The 20,913-nt window shown below is 65.4% G+C and carries 19 protein-coding genes; 9 read left to right on the top strand and 10 right to left on the bottom strand.

Features of this window, described 5'->3' with window-relative positions; all coding sequences use genetic code 11:
- Positions 1-47: 47 nt before the first annotated feature.
- The 3 genes from rraA to IG171_RS09620 form a co-directional block, all read right to left on the bottom strand.
- On the bottom strand, positions 48-515 hold the full coding sequence (gene rraA, locus IG171_RS09630) for a ribonuclease E activity regulator RraA (protein ID WP_212131419.1): 468 nt from the start codon (positions 513-515) through the stop codon (positions 48-50).
- Positions 512-1,564 carry a D-cysteine desulfhydrase gene (locus tag IG171_RS09625; RefSeq protein ID WP_212131418.1) on the bottom strand — a complete coding sequence of 351 codons (1,053 nt, stop codon included), beginning with the start codon at positions 1,562-1,564 and terminating at the stop codon, positions 512-514. The genes rraA and IG171_RS09625 overlap by 4 nt, the downstream gene beginning before the upstream one ends.
- Positions 1,565-1,643: 79 nt before the next feature.
- Positions 1,644-2,984 carry a dicarboxylate/amino acid:cation symporter gene (locus tag IG171_RS09620; protein WP_212131417.1) on the bottom strand — a complete coding sequence of 447 codons (1,341 nt, stop codon included), beginning with the start codon at positions 2,982-2,984 and terminating at the stop codon, positions 1,644-1,646.
- 230 nt (positions 2,985-3,214) lie between these two features.
- Here IG171_RS09620 and IG171_RS09615 point away from each other — a divergent pair, with 230 nt between their 5' ends.
- Positions 3,215-4,216, top strand: a complete 1,002-nt coding sequence (locus tag IG171_RS09615; RefSeq protein WP_212131416.1) for an acetamidase/formamidase family protein — start codon at positions 3,215-3,217, stop codon at positions 4,214-4,216.
- A gap of 66 nt (positions 4,217-4,282) precedes the next feature.
- A complete protein-coding gene (locus tag IG171_RS09610) occupies positions 4,283-5,041 on the top strand; it encodes an SDR family oxidoreductase (protein WP_212131415.1) in 759 nt (252 codons plus the stop codon).
- A 51-nt stretch (positions 5,042-5,092) separates the two neighbouring features.
- Here the strand turns inward: IG171_RS09610 and IG171_RS09605 are convergent, their stop codons facing one another.
- From IG171_RS09605 to IG171_RS09595, 3 genes are all read right to left on the bottom strand, one after another.
- Positions 5,093-5,827, bottom strand: a complete 735-nt coding sequence (locus IG171_RS09605; RefSeq protein ID WP_249204259.1) for a phosphatase PAP2 family protein — start codon at positions 5,825-5,827, stop codon at positions 5,093-5,095.
- Between the two features lie 68 nt (positions 5,828-5,895).
- On the bottom strand, positions 5,896-6,561 hold the full coding sequence (locus IG171_RS09600; protein ID WP_212131413.1) for a response regulator transcription factor: 666 nt from the start codon (positions 6,559-6,561) through the stop codon (positions 5,896-5,898).
- A gap of 60 nt (positions 6,562-6,621) precedes the next feature.
- A complete protein-coding gene (locus IG171_RS09595; RefSeq protein ID WP_249204256.1) occupies positions 6,622-8,139 on the bottom strand; it encodes a histidine kinase in 1,518 nt (505 codons plus the stop codon).
- Between the two features lie 125 nt (positions 8,140-8,264).
- Between IG171_RS09595 and IG171_RS09590 the strand changes: the two genes are divergently transcribed.
- The gene (locus tag IG171_RS09590) at positions 8,265-9,086 is read left to right on the top strand and encodes a DUF4352 domain-containing protein (RefSeq protein WP_249204254.1); all 822 of its coding nucleotides are present in this window, start codon (positions 8,265-8,267) and stop codon (positions 9,084-9,086) included.
- Positions 9,087-9,156: 70 nt separating this feature from the next.
- On the opposite strand, the gene IG171_RS09585 is transcribed toward IG171_RS09590, so the two are convergent.
- Positions 9,157-9,969: a fructosamine kinase family protein gene (locus IG171_RS09585; protein ID WP_212131412.1), complete on the bottom strand. Its 813-nt coding sequence runs from the start codon at positions 9,967-9,969 to the stop codon at positions 9,157-9,159.
- A gap of 55 nt (positions 9,970-10,024) precedes the next feature.
- On the opposite strand from IG171_RS09585, the gene IG171_RS09580 reads away from it, so the two are divergent.
- Positions 10,025-11,038 (top strand): formylglycine-generating enzyme family protein, encoded by a 1,014-nt coding sequence (locus tag IG171_RS09580; RefSeq protein ID WP_249204252.1) that lies wholly within the window; start codon positions 10,025-10,027, stop codon positions 11,036-11,038.
- Positions 11,039-11,047: 9 nt separating this feature from the next.
- On the opposite strand, the gene IG171_RS09575 is transcribed toward IG171_RS09580, so the two are convergent.
- Positions 11,048-11,950, bottom strand: coding sequence for a LysR family transcriptional regulator (locus tag IG171_RS09575; RefSeq protein WP_249204251.1), 903 nt, complete (start codon positions 11,948-11,950; stop codon positions 11,048-11,050).
- A 243-nt stretch (positions 11,951-12,193) separates the two neighbouring features.
- On the opposite strand from IG171_RS09575, the gene IG171_RS09570 reads away from it, so the two are divergent.
- Together IG171_RS09570 and IG171_RS09565 are read left to right on the top strand one after the other, a co-directional pair.
- A complete protein-coding gene (locus tag IG171_RS09570) occupies positions 12,194-13,582 on the top strand; it encodes an MFS transporter (RefSeq protein WP_212131410.1) in 1,389 nt (462 codons plus the stop codon).
- The gene (locus tag IG171_RS09565; RefSeq protein ID WP_212131409.1) at positions 13,555-15,060 is read left to right on the top strand and encodes an acetyl-CoA hydrolase/transferase family protein; all 1,506 of its coding nucleotides are present in this window, start codon (positions 13,555-13,557) and stop codon (positions 15,058-15,060) included. Before IG171_RS09570 ends, IG171_RS09565 begins: the two co-directional genes overlap by 28 nt.
- A gap of 19 nt (positions 15,061-15,079) precedes the next feature.
- On the opposite strand, the gene IG171_RS09560 is transcribed toward IG171_RS09565, so the two are convergent.
- The gene (locus IG171_RS09560; protein WP_212131408.1) at positions 15,080-16,393 is read right to left on the bottom strand and encodes an SLC13 family permease; all 1,314 of its coding nucleotides are present in this window, start codon (positions 16,391-16,393) and stop codon (positions 15,080-15,082) included.
- A gap of 303 nt (positions 16,394-16,696) precedes the next feature.
- Between IG171_RS09560 and IG171_RS09555 the strand changes: the two genes are divergently transcribed.
- The 3 genes from IG171_RS09555 (at position 16,697) to IG171_RS09545 (ending at position 19,918) form a co-directional block, all read left to right on the top strand.
- On the top strand, positions 16,697-17,962 hold the full coding sequence (locus IG171_RS09555) for a histidine kinase (protein ID WP_212131407.1): 1,266 nt from the start codon (positions 16,697-16,699) through the stop codon (positions 17,960-17,962).
- Positions 17,959-18,639 carry a response regulator transcription factor gene (locus IG171_RS09550; RefSeq protein ID WP_212131406.1) on the top strand — a complete coding sequence of 227 codons (681 nt, stop codon included), beginning with the start codon at positions 17,959-17,961 and terminating at the stop codon, positions 18,637-18,639. Before IG171_RS09555 ends, IG171_RS09550 begins: the two co-directional genes overlap by 4 nt.
- 127 nt (positions 18,640-18,766) lie before the next feature.
- On the top strand, positions 18,767-19,918 hold the full coding sequence (locus tag IG171_RS09545) for an acyl-CoA desaturase (protein ID WP_249204250.1): 1,152 nt from the start codon (positions 18,767-18,769) through the stop codon (positions 19,916-19,918).
- 29 nt (positions 19,919-19,947) lie between these two features.
- Here the strand turns inward: IG171_RS09545 and IG171_RS09540 are convergent, their stop codons facing one another.
- The gene (locus tag IG171_RS09540; protein ID WP_249204248.1) at positions 19,948-20,835 is read right to left on the bottom strand and encodes a hydrolase; all 888 of its coding nucleotides are present in this window, start codon (positions 20,833-20,835) and stop codon (positions 19,948-19,950) included.
- Positions 20,836-20,913: the final 78 nt, after the last annotated feature.

Genomic DNA, 20,913 nt, shown 5'->3' with positions numbered 1-20,913 from the left:
ACTGAGACAGACGAAGCCCGCGAGCGGTGACGCGAACCCGGCCGGCTCTACTTCTCGACGGCGACACCATCGGCGTCGGCGAAGACCATGGCACCGGGGCGGATCGTCGCTCCGCCGATCTCGACGGTCACATCGGTCTCACCGGCACCGTCCTTCGCGCTCTTGCGCGGATTGCTGGCCAATGCCTTGATCCCGAAGTCGATCTCGGCCAAGGCCTCTCGGTCACGGACGGCGCCGTTGATGACGACTCCGGACCACCCGTTGCGGACGGCGGATTCGGCGATCATATCGCCCATCAGAGCAGTGGCGATCGAACCGTCGCCGTCGATGACGAGCACCGCGCCGTCACCGGGCTGATTGAGAAGGCGTTTGACCAGGGCGTTGTCCTGAAAGCAACGGACCGTGCGCGCGGGGCCGGAGAAGGACGTCTTGGCCCCGAAGTCGCCGAAGTTCAGCGCGATCGAATAGAGGTCCTCGCCGCGCTCGTCCCAAAGATCTGCCGTCGATACTGTCATGTCTGTGCCCTCCGCTGAGTTCGAGTGTGCGAGAATGCCTGTGTTCGGGCGTAGAGACCGGGCACTCCGCCGGAGTGCATGAAGACCACCGTGTCATCGGCGCCGAACTCACCCTGCCGGACGAGATCGATCAGCCCGGCGGCGGCCTTGCCGGTGTAGACGGGGTCGAGGAGAATTCCCTCGGTGCGGGCGAAGAGTCGCACGGCCTCGACCATTCCTTCCGTCGGCAGAGCATAGCCGGTTCCGAAGTAGTCGCCCAGAGCCACCGTGCGATCACGGGGGACCGGTGGGAGGTCGAGGGACGTCGCGGTCGAATCGACGAGGTCGACGACCTTGGGCTCCTGATCGGCGCGTGACCTGCTGACATTGATGCCGAGGACCGGAATGTCGCTGCCGGCCGCGTGCAGTCCGACGATCAGGCCCGCCTGCATACCCGCCGACCCGCTGGGGGTGACGAGCGCTGTGACGTCGAGGCCGGCATCCTCGATCTGGCCGAGCAGCTCGTCGCCGCAGTCGACGTATCCGAGCGCGCCGATGGCATTCGACCCGCCCACGGGAATGACATAGGGAGTCTTCCCTTCAGCACGCAGCTCGGCGGCACTCGTCTCGGCCTCGCCGAGCAGGTCACTGCCGTTGCCGGACACGGTGACCGAATCGGCGCCGAGGAGGTCGAAGAGCAGGAAGTTGCCCGTGTACTCGGGCGGGTTCGCCCCGGCCGGGCCGAGCCCGATCCCCTCAGGGCCGAGGTCCTCTTCGACGATGAGGTGGCACTCGAGTCCCTCTCGGCGTGCCGCCGCCAACGTCAGTCGGCAATGATTGGACTGGACGCCGCCGACGGTGATGAGAGCGTCCGCCCCCTGCGCAAGCGCATCGGCGATGAGGAATTCGAGTTTGCGGGTCTTGTTCCCACCCTGAGTCAGCCCCAGGCAGTCATCTCGTTTGATCCAGATCTGCGGGCCGCCGAGCTCGGCCGAGAGGCGAGGCAGATGCTCCAGGGGCGTCGATCCGTCGGTGTAGCTGCGTCGCGGAATCTTCTCAAGGTTGACCATGGAACCCGAGTCTACTCGTGACCGGCAGTCGGACTGCGGTGGGAGGCTGGCAGCGGACACGTGCGGAATCGAATCGTGTTCATCGACCCGGGGAGTCAGCTGTGTCCGGTTCGGCCGAGGCGGTCCGGTTTTCGTCGGCTCTGTCCATCCAATCCTTTCCGTCGAGGATGCGGGCGACCATCATCGAGCTCGATTGGTCGCCGACGGAGTTGACCGTGGTCGCCGGCGGGTCGATGACCGTGCCGATGATCTGGATGATCGGCAGGGCGGCGGGCGGGAATCCGTAGAGCGTGATGATCATGAGTTCGCCGATGAAGCCTCCGGAGGGGATCCCGGCCATGACCATTCCCGCCAGCAGAGCCACGCCGATGCCGAGGAGGATGTTCTCGGGGGTGAAGAAATCCCGGTCGAAGACCGCGAAGAGGAACGCGATCTTGAGGATCGCCGACAGACTCGAGCCCTCCATGTGGATCGTCGCTCCGATCGGCACGATCGTCTCCCGGATGTCGCGGGGGACTCCGATGCGCTCACCGGCACGGAGGTTCGCCGGGATCGCCGCCACCGAAGATGAGGTGCCCAAGGAGATCGCCGTCGGTTCGAGCACGTTTCCCCAGAAGCGGCTGACCCCGCGCCGACCTCCGGCGAAGAACGCGTAGAACGTGAACGCGACGATGAAGTAGACGATCGCCACCGGATAGTAGACGAGGAAGGCGCGGACGTAGTCGCCGACGAGCTGAGCTCCGAGATCGCCGATGAGCGCTGCGAAGTACGCCCCGAGGCCGATCGGTGCGTAGTACATGATGATCGACGTGAATTTTAGGAACACCTCGGTGCCGGAGGAGAGGAACTGCGCGAAGGGCTTGCCGGCGTCTCCGACCCTGCTCGTGGCGAATCCGACGATGACAGCGAAGACGATGAGAGCGAGCATGTGCTCGGCGGACAGGATCTTTGAGAAATCATCGACGACTACGGTCTGGACCAGCTGTTCGCCGATGGAGCCGACCTCCTCGACGGTCTCCGGTTCCTGCATCTCGACCTGCACTCCCTCGGTGGCGTTGAAGAGACCGAGGGCGGCGACCATGACGATGGAGGCGATGACTCCCGTGACGGCGAAGACACCGAGCATGGTGCCCATGATCTTGCCCAGGCGGGCCGCGGAGGACATGCCGGCAACGGCCGAGGAGATCGAGAAGAACACGAGCGGCACGACGAGGGTGAACATCATATTGATGAACAGTGTGCCGAAGGGTTTGATGACCGTGGCGCGCTCGCCGAAGATGAGCCCGATGATGGCGCCGACGACGACTCCGGCGAGGATGAACAGCGGGAATCGGTAGTTGCGCAGGATTCGGACGGTCTTCGACGTCGGCTTGTCCCGATCCGAAGAGTCCGCTGTATCCGAAACGTCTGGGGAGGGCATAGGGTCTGCCTTTCACATAGTGCGTGGTGCCAGGCGGCGTTCTGCCTCACCGTCCCTTCCTCGATGCTGGCAGGACGAGCGCAGAAACCGACAGGAAACCCTGGCTGGTAGAGATCCTAATGGCCACAGCGATCGACGTGGAAAGGGGCCCGCTCGACTGGTGGGTGCTCAGGCCAGTTGGGCGGACGCTGTGCCATTGGATGCGTGATCCATATCACGTACTATGAGATATGGAGATCATCGACTTCGTTCCCCGGCCGGATCAATTCGTCTACACTTTCGGCGGTGCTGCGCCAGCGGCGACGATCGAGCCCGGAACGGCTTTGCGCCTGTGGTCCGAAGACGCGTTCAACAACGCAATCACCACACGGTCGGACGTACCCAGTTCGAAACTGGACCCTCACCGGCTGAATCCACAGACCGGGCCGTTCTATGTCAATGGTGCCGAGCCGGGGGACGCATTGGCTGTCCATATAGTTGATCTCACCCCCGCAAGGCGATGGGGAGCATCTGCGACGATCCCCCTGTTCGGCGGACTGACGGCGACGGATCGCACAAGCCTTCTTCATGGAGCTCTGCCGGAAGCTGCTTGGATCTATGACCTTGATACAGAAGCGCAGACCGTTGGTTTTCAGAGCCGGAGCGGTGATTTCGAACTCGCCCTGCCTGTCGAACCGATGCTGGGCACTGTCGGAGTCGCGCCGGCTGGCGGGGAGGTTCAATCGTCTCTCACACCTGAGCGTTTCGGTGGGAATATGGACACACCTGAGCTGAGGGTCGGCACCACAGCCTTCTTCTCGGTGAATGTCGAGGGTGCCATGTTCTCCATCGGAGACGGCCACTATCGACAAGGTGAGGGCGAGGCATGTGGGACAGCAGTCGAAGGAGCGATGAATTCGACGATCATTGTGGACCTCGTCAAGGGAGGCGGTCCACTGTGGCCCCGGCTGGAGAACGACGAGTACTGGATGGTCGTGGGCTCTTCACGACCGATGGAAGACTCATGGAGGATCTCGCAGGTGGAGATGATCCACTGGCTCGGCGCGCTCTTCGATTTGGAACCCATGGATGCCTATCAGCTGCTGACTCAGATCTCTCTGGTCCCGGTGGCCAATGTGGTCGACACGAACTACAGCGTCGTGACGAAAGTTGCGAAGTCCGTGTTGCCGGAAGGCAGCGCTTTCAACGGAATCCACGCAGATCTGCGTCAGCGTGCAAGGCAGCTCCGATAGGAGCAGAGCATGATGTCGCTGCCGACAGCTGCGAATCGCGATGATCAACGGGGAAGGGGAGACACAATGGATCTGAACATTCGCGGAAAGACCGCAATGGTCACCGGCGGGACGCGAGGCATCGGTCGTGCCATTGTCGAAGCATTTCTGGCAGAAGGGGCCGATGTGGCCTTCTGCGCTCGCAGCGCTCAAGCGGTAGCCGACACCGAGCTGGAGCTGGCATCCCAGGGAAGAGTCATCGGGACTGCCTTCGATGTCAGCGACAGTGCGTCTCTGAGCGATTGGGTCGCAGCCACTGCTGAAGAGCTCGGCGGAATCGACATGGTGGTCAGCAGCGTCAGTGCACTGGCGATTCCGGACACGGAGGAGAACTGGTATCGATCCTTCAACGTTGACCTGATGGCCACGGTGAATTTGTCGAAAGCGGTCATCCCGCATCTGAAGAAGAGCGATGTGGCGTCGCTGATCGCCATCTCGAGTGTCTCCGGCAGGGAAGCCGACTTCGCTTCCGGACCGTACGGAACGATGAAGACGGCGATCATCGGCTACATGGCGGGACTTGCACTGCAATCGGCAGACAGCGGGGTGCGGGTCAACACCGTTTCCCCCGGCAACACCTATCATCAAGGCGGAGTGTGGCCAGGGATCGAGGCTGACGATCCCGCACTGTTCGACTATGCGCTCGGACTCAATCCAACCGGTCGCATGGGCACGCCAGAAGAGACCGCTGCGAGTGTCGTATTCCTGTCGAGCCCGCGATCCAGTCGTACATCAGGAGCAAACCTGCTCATCGATGGAGCGCTCACGCGGGGAATCCAGGTCTGAGCGGAGGAAGAGTGAACCTCTGTCCGATGATCTGATCCCTCGGACAGAGTCTCAGGAGTGCAGGAGCGGCACCCGGCGGTCGACTGCCATGAGGATCCGCAGAAAGAGTCCTCCGGCCAGGAGCCCGCCGATGAGGTCAGTGGCCCAATGCCAGCCGAGGGCGAACGACACCATCACAGAATTCACGCTGATTGCGGCGACACCCCACCACAGAAGCAGCACGGCCCGGGTCGAGGCGCTGCTGTATCGGGCGATGAGATAGGCGACAGCACCGTAGATGAGCACGGCCTCGGCGGCATGACCGGACGGATAGCTGATTCCTCGGGAACCGAGGTCGAGCAGCCCGCCCTGAAAGAATCTCGGGTCGTGCAGAGTGGTCGCGGGCCGAGCGAGCAGAACCTTGAGTGAACCGACACCGAGGAAGAACGCCGCCTCCGTGGCTGCGGCGAAGACGATCGGTCTCCAGGAACGTCGACGATAGCTGAGAGTGATCGCCGTGATCGCCAGCACCGGCAGACACACGGCCTGGCCGGCGATCGGATCGAGGATGTGCTGAGCGAACCAGACGAGGTCGGGGTCGGCCAGGTAGAGCCAGCGTCGGTTGAGTCTGTAGTCCCAGACTCGCATCGGCCCGGCTGCGACGAGGGTCACCGCGATGAACGTGACGGTCAGTGCCCAGATCGAGGTTGCTTGGGTCAGCAGCCCCTTTGCTCGAGCCGTCCAGGGACCACGATCTGAGGGGCTGCTGGTCATATTCTCGGATTCGACATAGTACTCAGCAACCATCACTGATGATTTTAGACGGAGTGAAGAATCACTTCTGCCGTGGGTGATAAAGAAACGGTGAATTCTATTCAGAACTTCCGGGCGCGGACCACAGTGGTGGCGATGCGCACACGGTTGTTCGTATCGAGTTTGATGTTGATCCGGTTGAGATGGGTCTTCACGGTTGCCAGGCTCATGAAGGTCCTCGCCGCGATCTCCTGATTCGACAGCCCCTCGGCCACGAGCTCGGCGACCTCCAACTCTCGCTCGGTGAGTTCGGCGAGCAGCGTCTCGGCCTCCCGCTGCAGATGATGGTCCGGACTCGAAGTGACCTTGGCGATCATCTGCCGCATGGACTGCGGCGCCAGGATGGGTTCTCCGGCCTGGGCCTTCCGGACCGCAACGGCGAGTTCCACCGGACCGATGTCCTTCAGGAGGTAGCCGGCCGCTCCCGCCTCGAGGGCGCGGAAGAGATGATCGTCGCTGTCCATGCTCGTCAGGGCCACGACCCTCGGCGGACGCACACTGTTGAGCAGACGTCCGATTGCTTCGATTCCCCCGATTCCCGGCATCCGGATGTCCATCAGCACGACCTCCGGGTAGTGGAGTGCGGCCTTTTCGATCGCCTCTTCGCCGCTCATCGCCGAACCGACCACGTCGATGTCCTCTGCTGCTCGCAGAATTCCCTTGATTCCGGTGATGACCATCGGGTCGTCGTCGACGACCATGACGCGAATCGCAGTGGTGGGACTCATGGTCGTCACACTACCGGAGGTCGATGACACCGCAGGTGCGGGAGACGACGGACTCTCGTATCAGGCTTCGGACGCGAACGGCGGGAACTCCACGTCCACGCGGAACTCTTCACCGCTGACTCCCATCCGCACTGTGCCTGCGAACAACTCGGTCCGTTCGCGGATCCCCACCAGTCCGGAACCCGATCCGGTCGAGGCGAGCTCCGTCGCCGGTCGGGGAATTCGCGCGGTGGTCCCCGGACCGAGACCGCCAGCCGAGTCCGGTGCGTACTGCGGACGCGGCGGGATATCCGGGTTCCCGGGCAAGGGGTTCGCCACCGAGATCTTGGCCCCTCCTGCGGCGGAGACGGTCACCTCCATGGTCACAGGGGAGTTCGGCGCATGCTTCATCGCATTGGTCAGCGTCTCTTGGACGATGCGGTAGATCGCCCGGTCGAGAGCCGGCGGGCAGGCGTCGACGTCCTGGATGATGATCGAGGGACGGATGATCGTCCCGGTGGTCTGCACGGAGGCGATGAGCTGCGGAATCGACTGCATCGACGCCCGGTCCGGCGGTGCAGACTGTTCGTGTCGCGATTGCGGACCGGCGAGGTTTCCGTCTCTGACGCCGCCGACCAGGTGGCGCAGATCCTCCAAGGACGCTCGTGCCTCCTGCCGCAGAGCCGAGGCGGTGGACGCGAGCTCAGGGTCTGCGCCGTCTCCGACCTCCAGGGCGCCGCTGTGCAGTGAGATCACCGACAGGCGGTGGGAGAGCGTGTCGTGGAGTTCGCGCGCCAGCAGCTCGCGTTCGGACTGCCTGGCGAGTTCGGCAGTCAGCGATTCGTTGCGCATCGTCTCCCGCTGCGCGAGCGACTCCACGACTCTCATCCTCCTGGTTCGTCGCAGCAGGACACCGACGCCGAGGCTGGTGCCGAGTCCGATGACGCAGGCGGCGACTGTCATGATTCGGATGGCCAAGTACGAGTCCTCGGGTGGGATCGTCGCCTCGACGCCTGTGACCTGCGTGGGGTCCGGCAGGAAGAAGATGCTGAAGGGGTTGCGCTGCGCCGGAGCCAGGCACATCCGCACCGTGGACAGGACGACCAGGGTCGCCCCCACCGCCGAGGCAGCGATCGCCTGCCGTTTGGGAGCCCGAATGACGAGGTGGAACACGCCGATGAGCAGGAGGAAGGCGTCACCCCATCCGAGAGTGAGCGCGGCTCCGGCGATGAACGGGGCCCACGGCCACCGGTGCCGGAGGAAGACCGTTCCCCAGACGGGGATGAGCAGCATCACGGCGACGAACCCGGTGTCATTGAGCACTCCGTCGGAGAACGCCCACGCATTCGCTGTCAGTGCCATCGCCGAGCAGAGCAGTCCGCACAGGAACAGGACGATGCCGATGAGGATGCTGCCCGCTATCCGCACGCTCTGAGGGAGCTTCCGCGACCGTGCGGAGCGGGCACCGGCGGGGCGACCGTGGCCCGCGGGGCGACCCTGACCGACGGGACGACCACGGGCGACGGCACCGGGTATGGAGGCGCCGGGGACGGAGGACCCGCGGCCGCTGTCGGAGAGAGGAGCGGAATGATCAGACACAGAAGAATCGTAACCGCGGGCACTGACGCGTGTAGTCCACCGGTCGGCTGGACGCCGTCAACCGATCGGCTGAACCGATCCAGCCTGACGGCGGACGCGCCGGAAGGCGAACTCGACGAGGCTGAGTGGGTCAGTCAGAAATCGTCTCGAAGGAGCGCCATGTCCCGCCCGCAGAACCCCCAGAACTTCCGTTCCCGCCCCAACCCCAGTCCTCGCAGCAGCCCTATCCCCAGACCCAGCAGCATCCCCAAAGCCCACAGCAGTGGACGTCCCAGCAGCAGACCCCCTCGCCCGGATACCCCGGCGGTCCCCACCCGCCGCAGAACCGATCCGGTGGTTATGGGCAGAAGCCGCCGAAGCAGAAGAAGCCGCTGCTCAAACGCTGGTGGTTCTGGCTGATCGTCGTCATCGTCGTGATCGCCGTCTTCAGCGCGATCGGCGGTGGGGCAGACGAGGCCGGCACCGATTCGGCGGAGACGAACTCAGCCGATGGCCAGCAGTCGGAGGGTTCGGCGGAGGACGAGAGCGCCGAGGACTCGGCCGAAACGAGCCATGGCATCGGCGACACCGTGGCCGCCGACGACTGGGAGATCACCGTCGAGTCGGTCGAGGACGGTGTCTCGTCGGTCGGCGACGACTTCCTCGGTGCAGAGGCCCAAGGACAGTTCGTGCAGGTGGCCATGTCGGTGAAGAACACCGGTTCGGACCCGAACTTCTTCTTCGAGGACGACATCAAGCTCGCCGACGATGAGGGCAACACCTATTCGGCGGACTCCGAAGCCGGCATCTACGCTGTCGAGGACAACATCCTCTTCCTCGAGGAGATCAATCCCGGGAACACGGCTGAGGGCGTGCTCGTCTTCGATGTGCCCGATGACGTCGACCCGAACCAGCTCACCTTCGCAGGCGGGCTGTTCTCCGACCCGGTGGAGATCTCGCTGAAGTAGAGACACTCACCGTTCAGGCCGGTGGGCGACAACGGCTCGGTCCTCGCGGCGAGGACCGAGCCGCCGGCGGTCACCGGCGCAAGGCATCGGCTCGAGCAGTGATCGCACCGGCCGCGTTCAGGGTCTGGCCCAAGAAGCCGCGGCCGAAGATCCGGACATGGGCGAGCAGAGCGAAGAAGCTGTGGACCGGCAGATCGTGCCGCCAGTCCTCGGGCATCGGATGAGTCTGCTCGTAGCCGGAGAAGATCTCGTCGAGGAACGGGGTGCCGAAGAGGGCGAGCAGAGCGAGATCCTCCAGGCGGTGCCCGCCGTGCGCGGCCGGATCGATGAGCGTGCACCCATCGGAGGTCCACATGAGGTTACCCGCCCACAGATCACCATGCACGCGAGCCGGAGTCTCCACACCTTCACCGCTGATTCCGTCGAACGCACCGTCCGCGATCGCCTCCACCGCCGAGGCGATGGTGGCTGTCTCCTCGGTCGAGAGGTCACCCTCGACGGCAGACAGCAGCGGTGACAAGCGCCCAGCGGTCCAGAACTCGGAGAAGGACGTCTCCGACTCGGTCGAGACCTCGAACGGGGCATCGAGGGGACCGAAGAACGCCGGAGCGGCCGGGGACCAGCCGAAACCGGAGGCCCCGGCATCGTGCAGACGCGCCAGCCGGCGGCCGAAGTCGACGGCGGCAGCGGCATCGGGCCCCGTCTCATCCAGCCGTCGCAGCCGCAGGAAGTCCTCGCCGTGGTCGACGACCTCGACGACGGGGACGGCATCGGGGTCTGCCAGCCACTGCAGACCTGCGGCTTCGGCTGCGAAGAATCCCTCGGGCGCGGCTTGTCGCTGTTTGACGAAATCTGAACTCATGCCCTCAGAGTAGTGGGCCATCCGGTGATGGTCGTAAGGTGGTGCGACAGTGGGAATCGAGGCAAGGGGTGCACACGTGAACGGATCGGTCGACGGATCTCAGGGCCACCTCGGCGATCGTGGGCACGCCTGCTGTGCGCCCGCCGGGACGGGAACGGCCGAAGCCGCGGGCACGGCGGCTCACACGCTTGCCCGTGGCGGACAGCGAACGCCGCAGGCCGAGGACTTCAGCTTCGACTTCGTCACCGTCGGCGGCACCTTCGATATGGGCGATCCCTTCGGGGACGGGCATCCGGGCGATGGCGAAGGACCTCGCCACCGCGTGAGCCTGTCCGACTTCGAGATCGCGACGACGAGCGTGACGAACGACGACTTCGCCGCCTTCGTCGACGCCACGGGATTCGTCACCACCGCCGAGCGTCTGGGCACCTCGGCTGTGTTCGCCATGCTTCTGGAGTCGAACCCGCAGGCGCGGGCCCACGTGCTCGGACGGGCACCGGGTGCGCCCTGGTGGGCCGAAGTGTCCGGGGCGAACTGGCGGGCACCCGAAGGACCGGGTTCCGACGTCTCCTCCCGCCAGGGCCACCCCGTCGTCCACATCAGCTGGGACGACGCCCAGGCGTACTGCTCGTGGGCGGGGGCCCGACTGCCCAGCGAAGCCGAATGGGAGTGCGCCGCCCGCGGCGGACTCAAGGGACGACGCTACCCGTGGGGCAATCGACTGCTCGTCGACGGGGAGTGGAACTGCAACATCTGGCAGGGGGACTTCCCGCACGCGAACACCCTCGATGACGGGTTCATCGGCACCGCCCCGGCCCGGCACTTCACCCCCAACGGCTGGGGACTGTTCAACACAGTCGGCAACGTCTGGGAATGGTGCTCCGATTACTTCGACCGCGACTACTATCGGCGCTCGCCACAGGTCGATCCGCGCGGGCCCGACACGGGACGGACGCGGATCATGCGAGGCGGTTCGTTCCTCTGCCACGACTCCTACTGCAACCGGTACCGAGTGGCCGCGAGATCGTCGAACACACCGGACTCCTCGGCCTCGAACATCGGGTTCCGCATCGCGCGGGATCCGCAGTGACCACCGCGTTCAGCCGGTCAGGTCGTGTTCGAATCGGCCCATCAGCCGCTGCGCCTCTTCGGCCAGGGTCTCGAGCGTGAAGCGAACGGTCTCACGGGTGTCCGCGCCGGCTCGCGTAACGGCGGCGACGTGACGCGACGGTGAGTTGTCGCCGCTGAGCGGGATGCGGCGGACCGGATGGAGATCCTGGGACCGGGACAGACGGGAGGCGACGCAGACTCCGAAGCCCGCGGACACGAGCGCGGTGCCCGTGTTCCAGTCATTGGCGAAGTGCCCGATGCGAGGTTTGAACCCGGCCGCCGCGCAGCTGGCCATGAGCAGCTGATGATACGTGGTGCCGGGGCGGCCCAGGATCCAGGTCTCGTCGACGGTGTCGCCGATCGAGACGGAGTCGCGATCGGCCAGGGGATGGTCGAGGGGAACCATGAGGTCGAGCGGATCATCGATGAGGAAGTGCTGGCTGAACCGATCGTCCCCACCGGCGGGGATGTCGGGAGCGGCCACGATGATGCCGATGTCGGCATCGCCGGAGAGCAGGAAATCGAAGCATTCACTGGGCTCGGCCTCGATCGTCTGCGTGTGCAGATGAGGGAACTTCGCATTGAGCGCGCGCATGGTCGGCGGCAGGAGCAGGCCCGCCGCCGTGGAGAACCCACACAGGCCCAGTGTGCCCGAGACCGTTTCGGAGAAGCGCCCGAGATCGGCCAGGGCCGATTCCCACTCCGCGGACATCGCCTCGACATGGCCCAGCAGCGAGGCGGCTGCCGGGGTGAGTCTGACATTGCGTCCATGCTGCTCGAGCAGGGTCACACCGAGCTCTGCCGACAGCTGCCTGACCTGGTGCGACACGGTCGACGGCGAATACCTGAGCGCGTGGGCGGCCGCTGTGACGGTGCCGTGGCGTTGGATCATGCTCAACATGGTGAGCCGACTGTCGATCATGCGTTCCTATCGAATGGTCGTGTGTCTGTTCTTGCGATAGACAACAATACTCCTTCGAGTCCATCCTGGAGCAGCGGTCACGCAGCCGAACGACAGTCAGCCATGCTCACGATTCGAGAGCATGGCTGAGGCCAAGGGAACGGTCGCCGAGGCTTCTCATGCGGTCTGCGTCCGCGGGAACCCAGGCGAAGCGATGAGACGAAGGAGGTCCGAATGCCCGAGTACGCACGAATCAGAGGCTCGAGGAGGCAGCTGTGGTTCGGCGGGCTGGTCCTGCTGGTGCTCTCGGCCGCCGCGAACATGGCCAGCCCGCTGTACCCGCTGCTGCAGGAGACCTACGGGATGTCCGAGACGACCATGACCGGGCTCTATGCCACCTATGTGCTCAGCTGCCTGCCCTCACTGCTGCTGTTCGGATCGGCTGCCGACGCCTTCGGCCGCAAACCGGTCCTGTTGGCAGCGATCGGTTTGGTCGTCCTCGGCACCGCAGGCTTCGGCCTCAACACGCTGGGAACCGCGGGACTCTTCGCCGGCCGGGCGCTGGTGGGCATCGGACTCGGCCTGGGCACGGGTGCCGGAATCGCCCTGATGGTCGAGGCCTCGCCGGCGCGCAGAGTCTGGCTGGGTTCGACCTTCGCCACGATCTCGTTCGTTCTGGGCTCGGGCCTGGGGCCGATTCTGGCCGGCGTCCTCGCAGAGTTCAGCGCCGTGCCTCTGATCCTTCCCTTCATCATCATGGTCGCAGCGATGGCGATCGTAATGGTGCTGATCGCTCTGATGCCGCTGCATCGGCCCTTCACCCGGCAGCGGTGGCGGCCGACGTGGCCGTCCGTGCCCGGCCCCATGCGCACGAGCTTCAACATCGCGGCTCTGACCGGGTTCGTCGGCTGGACGGCGCTCGGCCTCTTCCTGGCGCTGCTGCCATCGATGGCGCAGTCGGTCCTGCCGAAGTCGGGAACCCTGTCCGCGGGCGTCATCGTGGGATCGGTCCTCGTGGTCTCGGCCGCGAGCCAGCTGGCGGCACCGAAGCTGCGTCCCCGGGCCGCGCAGACACTGGGTCTGACGCTCATGGGGCTCGGAGCGGCGCTGCTGCTGAGCTCGAATCTGCCGAGCATCGGTCCGCACGCGGTGACCGCGCTGCTGGTGATCGCCGCCGTGGCCACCGGGACCGGACACGGTCTGAGCTACTGGGGAGCCAACCGTGAGATCGACCTGCTGACTCCGGCGAAGAACCGCGCCGGGATCTCAGCGGCACTGTATCTGGCCTTCTATGCCGGCGCGGGCGCACCGGCGGTCGTCGTCGGACTCCTGGCCCTGAGCATGCCCCTGGCCACGGCCGCGATGATCTTCACCCTGGCGCTGCTGCTGGCCACGATCGTCTCCATTCCCGTGCCCAGCCTCGCCGAGACCGTGGTGCGGCAGTCGCGGGCGGAATCCGAGGCACCGACCGAGGTCGGCAGGCGGCCGGTTCCCATGGTCGATCGGTACGGCACCCCGGTGAGTTCGGGTCAGTCGGTGCCTCGGGGCGGGGCCGCCTCGGTGGTGGAGACACAGCGCCCGATAGACTTCGGACCATGTCGAGAATCACGTGCCCGGAGCTGAGAGAGAAGACCGTTTCCGCCGATGAGGCGGCCCGTCACATCGACCATGGGCATCGGGTGGCCATGAGCGGTTTCACCGGTTCGGGATACCCGAAAGCGGTGCCGGGAGCGGTGGCGAAGCGGGCACGTGCCGCTCATGCGCGGGGAGACGACTTCAGCATCGAGCTGTGGACCGGCGCGTCGACGGCTCCGGAACTCGACGGAGTGCTGGCCGAGGCGCAGGCGGTGAGCAAGCGGCTGCCGTTCCAATCCGATCCCGACATGCGCGCGTCGATCAACTCCGGCGGCACCGCGTACGTCGACACCCATCTCAGCCATTCCGCACAGCAGGCGTGGTTCGGCTTCTACGGCAACCTCGACGTCGCCGTCGTCGAAGTCGCGGCGATCCTGCCCAACGGTCTGCTGGTGCCCGGCAGCTCCGTCGGGAACTCGAAGACGTGGCTCGACCTGGCCGATAAGGTCATCCTCGAAGTCAACGATTGGCACCCGCGTGGGTACGAAGGCTTCCACGACGTCTACTACGGAACCCGGCGCCCGCCCGAGCGGCTGCCGATCCAACTGCTCGAGCCGATGCAGCGCATCGGTGACCCCTATCTGCGTGTCGACCCGGCGAAGGTCGTCGCCGTGGTGGAGACGAACGCGCCGGACCGGAACCTGCCGTTCAAACCCGCCGACGAGGATTCGAAGGCGATTGCGAGCCACCTCGTTGATTTCCTTCGTCATGAGATCGCAGCCGATCGACTGCCACCGGAGCTGCTGCCGCTGCAGTCAGGTGTCGGCAATGTCGCCAACGCGGTGATGGGCAATCTCGCTGACAGCGAGTTCGAGGGACTGAGCGCCTATACGGAAGTCATCCAGGACGGAATGCTCGACCTCATCGACAGCGGAAAGCTCGCCTCGGTGTCGGCGACGGCGTTCTCGCTGTCTGCCGAGCGGGCGGTGGATTTCAACGACCGGATCGAGTCCTACAAGGGTCGGATCCTGCTGCGGACGCAGGAGATGTCGAACCATCCCGAAGCCATCCGCCGCCTCGGCGTCATCGCGATCAACGGAATGGTCGAGGCCGATATCTACGGCAACGTCAACTCCACCCATGTGATGGGTTCGTCGATCATCAACGGCATCGGCGGCTCCGGGGATTTCGCGCGCAACGCCTACCTGGACTTCTTCGTGTCGAACTCGGTGGCCAAGAACGGTGCGATCTCCACGATCGTGCCCTTCGCCAGCCACATCGACCACACCGAGCACGACACCCAGATCCTCGTCACCGAACAGGGACTGGCCGATCTGCGCGGACTCCCACCCGTGGCGCGGGCGAGGAGGATCATCGACCGGTGCGCCCACCCCGACTACCGCGAACGGCTGACCGACTACCTCGAGCGGGCGATCGCGGCGAACCCGCACGGCCGGCACACTCCGCACCTGCTGGGCGAGGCTCTGTCCTGGCACGAGAGCTTCACGACCACCGGCCGGATGTAGCCGACCGGGGGACGAGGACTCAGCCGGCGAGCCAGGTCGGCACGGCGGCCACCACCCAGGCCAGGCCGGGACCGATGAGGCACATCAGACCGGCATAGCCGATCATCTGCCGGTAGTAGCGGTCACGGATCGCGGGATGGACGTTGGCCAGCAGCATCGCGCCGTTGGTCGAGAACGGGCTGATGTCGACGATGGTCGCGGCGATCGCCAGGGCCGCGACGAAGCCGCCGACATGGACATCCCCGGATTCGAGGAAGGGAACGGCCAGGGCGATGACCACGCCGATGATCGCCAGTGACGAGGCCAGCGCCGAGATCAGCCCGGACATGTAGAACAGCAGCAGCGCGGCGAGCAGAGGAATGCCGATCGCCGAGATCCCGGCGGAGACCCATTCGACGGTGCCGGCCTCCTGCAGCACGGCGATGTAGGTCAGGACACCGGTGATGAGGACGACGACCGACCATGAGACCTTCGACATCGCTGCCTTGCCCGCCTCCGGGTCGATTGCGGCCAGCACTGCCGAGATCGTGATGGTCACGACGCCGACGTCCCAACCGAAGACGATCACTGACAGGGCCATCGCGATCAGTCCGATCAGGGTCGGGATCTGGGACCGTTCCAGCCTCACCGTCGCTTCCGCGGTGACGGAGGCACCCGATCGAACCGCCGAGGCGGCTCCACCCTCGGGTGCGGGCACGGCAGCATCCGGTGAGAGCTCGTCATCGGCCTCGGCGCGCAGACCGGGGCGGCGGTGCAGGACGAGGTAGACGGCGATCGCGAACACGAGATTGAAGACCAGTGGCGCGAAGAACAGCGACACCGGAGTCGGGGTGAGCCCGTTCTTCGCCAGGTAGTCATTGATGAAGATGCCGTAGACACTGATCGGCGAGAACGCTCCGGCCAGTGCCCCGTGGACGACGAGCAGGCCGGTCATGAACTGGTTGATCCGGTGCCTGCGGGCGAAGGACAGCGCCAACGGCGCGATGATGGCCACGGCGAAGAGCGCGCCGAGGGCGATGAGGATCGCGGTCAGTGCGAAGAATATCCACGGCATCAGGCCAGTGCGTCCGCCGACGATGCGCACACACCAGCGCACGATGACATCGATGACGCCGTTGTTCTGCGCGAAGCCGAACAGGTAGGTGAGGCCGACGAGGGTGAGGAAGAGATCGACGGGGAATCCCGCCAGGAACTCCTCGGGCGCCTGGTCGAGCACGAGCCCTCCGACACCGGCCGCGGCGATGAAGCCGAGAAGCCCCATATTGAGGTCTCTCCACGTTCCGATGACGAACATCAGACCGAGGACGATCACGCAGATCAGCTCGGCACTCATTCCTTCTCCTCCGTTCAGGGACTACTCTCGCACGGTCGGCGGTGCTGACCGAGCACCGGACCAAATTAGCGCATGTCTCACCCGCGTCTCGTCGCTTCCCGAGATCCGAGCATCGGCGTGTACGGGTCCGAGGCAGGGCACTTGGCGGAAACGAGGGACTGAGTCCCGCTCCCGCGGCGGAGGCCGCCGTCTGGGCATTGCCCGAGTCCGCGCCGGTCGGCTGTTTGCTACTGTCGATGCAAGCAGCGGCGAGGTTCGATGATCACATCAGTCGGCCGAGCGCACGGAAGGGAGCCGGTTCCTGTGGTGGTCAATCAGGTGTTCGGCAGATTCCTGCCCGCCGATCGCAGACTCAATCCCACTGCTCTGGCATGGATCGTCGTGGTCATCGCGGCGATCGGCATGCTGGCTGTCCAATCCTCGATCGCCGCGGGAGTCTACGATGCTCCTGTGGCTTTGGCCTTCGGCCTCACCGTCATCCACGCCGGAACGATGCCGCTGTCCATGCTGCGCCCGCTCTTCGGCGCGATCCTCTCGTCCTTCGTCTGCGCCGTGCTGCCGCTGATCGTGGCAGAGGTCTCCGTCGAGCCTTGGCCGTGGATGGTCCCGGCGATGATCACCGAGGTCTTGGTCATCGCCGTTCTCGGTCTCCGCGCCCACTGGGGCATCGCGCTCTCGGCCCTGCTCGGCAGCATCGGCGGGTCCTCGATCGCTGCTGTGATCGGCCACTTCGCCCTCGACCGCGCACCCTCGGACGCGGCGATCATCAACATCATGATCTACGCCTGCATCGCCGGCGGCGTCTATGTCGCCGCAGTCATCGTCCAGCAGTGGCAGCTCATCCGCTCCCAGCTTCTGCAGGAGAAGGAGAACACTGCCGAAGAGCATTCGAAGCGCGTGACCATCGAGGAGAAGGCCCGAATCGCACGCGAACTGCACGATATCGTCGCCCACAGCATGTCGATCATCAATATCCAAGCCTCCAGCGCACCGGTCCGCCATGCCGGGCTCGACGTCGAGGTGGCGAAGGAATTCGAAGACATCTCGACCTCCGCGCGTGCCGCGCTGACGGAGATGCGCGGTCTGCTCAGCGTGCTGCGCAACGACGACTCGACGCACGAACTGGCCCCGCAGCCGAAGCTGTCCGATGTCGAGACGCTCGTCGACAAGACCCGACAGGCGGGAGTGAGAGTCACCTTCGAGCGCAGCGGAGAGGCGATCGACGCCGGTCTGCGCGAGAGCATCGGGTTGGCCGGATACCGCATCGTCCAAGAGGCACTGAGCAACGCGATCCGGCACGCCCGGAACTCGGACATCGCGATCAGGATCCGCAGCGGCGGCGGCACGGTCCGGATCTCGGTGACCAATACCGCCGGGGAAGGGCCCACCGAGTCCGCCCTGAACGAATCGCACCGCGGACAGGGGCTGGTGGGCATGCGCGAACGCGCCGGATCCGTCGGCGGCGAGATCCGCAGCCGCCGGACGGCTGCGGGCGGATTCGAAGTCGAAGCCGTGCTGCCGCTGAGCCTGACAAAGCCCCTGACCGGGGACAGACAGGAGCGGGCATGATTCGCATCGTCATCGCCGATGACCAGGCCATGGTCCGGGCCGGCTTCGCCGCCCTGCTCGACGCCCATCCCGATCTCGAAATCATCGGACAGGCCCAGGACGGCGAGGAATGCGTGAGAATGGTGGCCGACTGCGAGCCCGATATCGTCCTCATGGATGTGCGCATGCCGACGATGGACGGCATCGAGGCGACACGGACGATCGTCGCGAACGCGCGATCCGCCTCGGCGGCGGGGCCGCGGATCATCATGCTCACCACCTTCGACATCGATGACTACGTCTTCGATGCGATCCGAGCCGGGGCCAGCGGATTCCTCCTCAAGGACGCTCCTCCCAAAGAGCTCGCCGAGGCGGTGCGCGTCGTGGCCTCGGGGGACGGACTGCTGGCCCCGAGCGTGACCAAACGGGTCATCGAGCACTTCGCCGCGACTCCCGCTGCGTCTGAGGCCTCGACGCCTTCCACGCTGCCGGACCTGACGGACCGCGAACGGGAGATCCTCGTGCTCGTCGCTCGCGGCGAATCCAATTCGGAGATCGCGGCCCGGCTGGTCATCGCCGTGCAGACGGTGAAGACGCACGTCTCCCGCATCCTGTACAAACTCGACGCCAGGGATCGGGCTCAAGCCGTCATCGCCGCCTACGAATCGGGACTGATCGTGCCCGGCACCCAGGGCTGAGTGATTCTGCGGCCACGTGACCCGCTCCGGCTTCTGCTGCGTCGCCGCGACCCCTACCAGGGTAGGGGGTCGAGAACCGCTCCACAGGGTGACGCGCAATGGGCGTCGGCACCCTAGCGTTGAGGGTATGAACCCGACCGAAGTGCGCAGCACCCCCTTGCCGACTCCCGCCCCGGATCCCGCCACCCGCACCGAGGTGCTCGAACGCAGGCGTGCCAGCCGGGGCACCAAGCAGCAGGAGTTCACAAGCGACTTCAGCGCCCTCATGGCACAGGTCAAGGAAGCCGGTCTCCTCGCCAGGCGTCCGGGATGGAATCTGCTGCGGTTCTGCCTCCTCGGCCTCGGTTATGCGGCGGCGTTGACGATGCTCTTCCTCATCGGACAGAGCTGGTGGCAGTTGGCCACCGCAGTCGTCTTCGGTGCGCTGTTCACCCAGACGGCCTATGTCGCCCACGATGCGGCCCACCGACAGATCTTCTCCAGTCGAAAGGCGGGGGAGTGGGTGTCGACGGTCATCGGCAACCTGTTCATCGGCCTCAGCTACGGATGGTGGCTGAAGAAGCACAACGCGCTGCACCACGCCAACCCGAACAAGGCCGGCGTCGACGGTGACATCGCGCCCGGCGCACTCGTCTTCGTCGCCGAGGACGCCCGTGAGCGGACCGGTTTCGCCAAATGGTTCGCCGCCAGACAGGGATGGTTCTTCCTGCCTCTGCTGACGCTGGCCGGACTGCAGCTGCATGTGAACTCGGTGGCGGCGATCATCCGCGGCCAGTCGTCGATCAAACGGCGATGGGTCGAAGGCGTGCTCATCGCGATCCGGCTCCTCGGGTTCCCCGTGCTTGCGATCTGGGCCGCGGGACCGCTGATCGGCTGTGTCTTCCTCATCGTCCAGGTCGCCGTGTTCGGGGTCCATATGGGCGGTTCCTTCGCCCCCAACCACAAGGGACAGCCGATCGTGCCCAAAGACGTCAAGATCGACTTCCTGCGACGTCAGACGCTGATGTCGCGCAATATCTCGGGCGGACGCCCGATGGGGTTCCTCATGGGCGGGCTCAACTACCAGATCGAGCACCACCTGTTCCCGAGCATGCCGAGCGTCAACCTGCACAAGGTCCAGCCGATGGTGCGCGAGTACTGCCGACAGAAGGACATCGCGTACACGGAGACGACGCTCCTCGAGTCCTACCGGATCATCATCCGCTACCTCAACCGGGTGGGGCTCGGCGAGGCCGATCCCTTCGACTGCCCGATCACCGCACAGTTCCGATCCCGCTGAGCCGGCCATCCGTGCGGACAGTCGGCGCCTCAGGTGAGGTGATCGTATTCGCCGGAGACCCATTCGGCGTAGCGTTCGGCCGAGGTCTGCACGGCGCGATGGGCACCGTGTGGGATGTGCTGACCGAAGTTGCCGTACATCCGATCGAACTCGAGATCGTCCACTGAGGCGGCGATGCGTCTGACCACAGCGGCCGAGAGCGGCAGATAGTTCGGGAAGCTGCGCATGAAGGTCACCCAGCCGTCCCGAGCCACCGGTCCGATGGAATCACCGCTGAGCATGACTCCGGCTCCGTCCTCACCCGGCCACACGGCCACAGCACTGCCCGCGAAGTGTCCGCCGTTGCGGCGCAGCTGGACATCGGGCAGCGGGGCCGCTTCATGGAAGTAGGTCGTGATGCCGGGACTCGTCCTCTGCACCCAGTCGGCATCGGCGCGGCAGACGAAGACCGCGGCACCGTCGAACGCCGCACTCCACTCCAGCTGAGTTCCGAACATATGCGGATGACTGGCCGCGATGGCGGTGATGCCGCCGAGTTCGCGGACCCGGGCGATGGCCTCGGCGTCGATGTAGGCGGGGACGTCGAACAGCAGATTCCCCGCCTCCGTGCACACCAGATAGCAGGTCTGGCCGATCCCGAGCCGCGGAGTGACCCTGAGGGCGAAGATCCCCGGTTCCCTGTTCTCGATGACGAGGCGGTGGCCCTCGTCCTCGAGCTCCTGCCTCGTCGTCCACTGCTGGCCGGTCGTCGGCACCCACTGCCGCTCGTCGTCGCAGATCGGGCACAGCGCCGGAGGCGGTGTCGTCGTCTCCACACCGCAGGTGCGGCAGATCGTGACATCACCTGGTCGTCCCAACCGTCCAGCGACGGCGGAGTCCGGTTCCACACTTGTCGGAGCGCTGTTCGGGTTCTGCACGACGACCTCCTCTTGAGTCTCGACGGCTGAGACCACTGTCTGCCATCGAGCCTAGTCCTCGGGCGAAACGATGACCAG

The organism is Brevibacterium sp. SMBL_HHYL_HB1 (assembly GCF_018208375.1).
In the GTDB taxonomy this organism is placed as follows: Bacteria; Actinomycetota; Actinomycetes; order Actinomycetales; family Brevibacteriaceae; genus Brevibacterium; species Brevibacterium intestinavium.
This window is presented reverse-complemented; position numbering and strand designations above follow the sequence as displayed.

What these genes read in the sequence shown, in the direction of transcription:
- rraA (WP_212131419.1), bottom strand. Translation starts at nt 515, where the DNA reads ATGACAGTATCGACGGCAGATCTTTGGGACGAGCGCGGCGAGGACCTC.
- IG171_RS09625 (WP_212131418.1), bottom strand. Translation starts at nt 1,564, where the DNA reads ATGGTCAACCTTGAGAAGATTCCGCGACGCAGCTACACCGACGGATCG.
- IG171_RS09620 (WP_212131417.1), bottom strand. Translation starts at nt 2,984, where the DNA reads ATGCCCTCCCCAGACGTTTCGGATACAGCGGACTCTTCGGATCGGGAC.
- IG171_RS09615 (WP_212131416.1), top strand. Translation starts at nt 3,215, where the DNA reads ATGGAGATCATCGACTTCGTTCCCCGGCCGGATCAATTCGTCTACACT.
- IG171_RS09610 (WP_212131415.1), top strand. Translation starts at nt 4,283, where the DNA reads ATGGATCTGAACATTCGCGGAAAGACCGCAATGGTCACCGGCGGGACG.
- IG171_RS09605 (WP_249204259.1), bottom strand. Translation starts at nt 5,827, where the DNA reads ATGGTTGCTGAGTACTATGTCGAATCCGAGAATATGACCAGCAGCCCC.
- IG171_RS09600 (WP_212131413.1), bottom strand. Translation starts at nt 6,561, where the DNA reads ATGAGTCCCACCACTGCGATTCGCGTCATGGTCGTCGACGACGACCCG.
- IG171_RS09585 (WP_212131412.1), bottom strand. Translation starts at nt 9,969, where the DNA reads ATGGCCCACTACTCTGAGGGCATGAGTTCAGATTTCGTCAAACAGCGA.
- IG171_RS09575 (WP_249204251.1), bottom strand. Translation starts at nt 11,950, where the DNA reads ATGATCCAACGCCACGGCACCGTCACAGCGGCCGCCCACGCGCTCAGG.
- IG171_RS09570 (WP_212131410.1), top strand. Translation starts at nt 12,194, where the DNA reads ATGCCCGAGTACGCACGAATCAGAGGCTCGAGGAGGCAGCTGTGGTTC.
- IG171_RS09565 (WP_212131409.1), top strand. Translation starts at nt 13,555, where the DNA reads ATGTCGAGAATCACGTGCCCGGAGCTGAGAGAGAAGACCGTTTCCGCC.
- IG171_RS09560 (WP_212131408.1), bottom strand. Translation starts at nt 16,393, where the DNA reads ATGAGTGCCGAGCTGATCTGCGTGATCGTCCTCGGTCTGATGTTCGTC.
- IG171_RS09550 (WP_212131406.1), top strand. Translation starts at nt 17,959, where the DNA reads ATGATTCGCATCGTCATCGCCGATGACCAGGCCATGGTCCGGGCCGGC.
- IG171_RS09545 (WP_249204250.1), top strand. Translation starts at nt 18,767, where the DNA reads ATGAACCCGACCGAAGTGCGCAGCACCCCCTTGCCGACTCCCGCCCCG.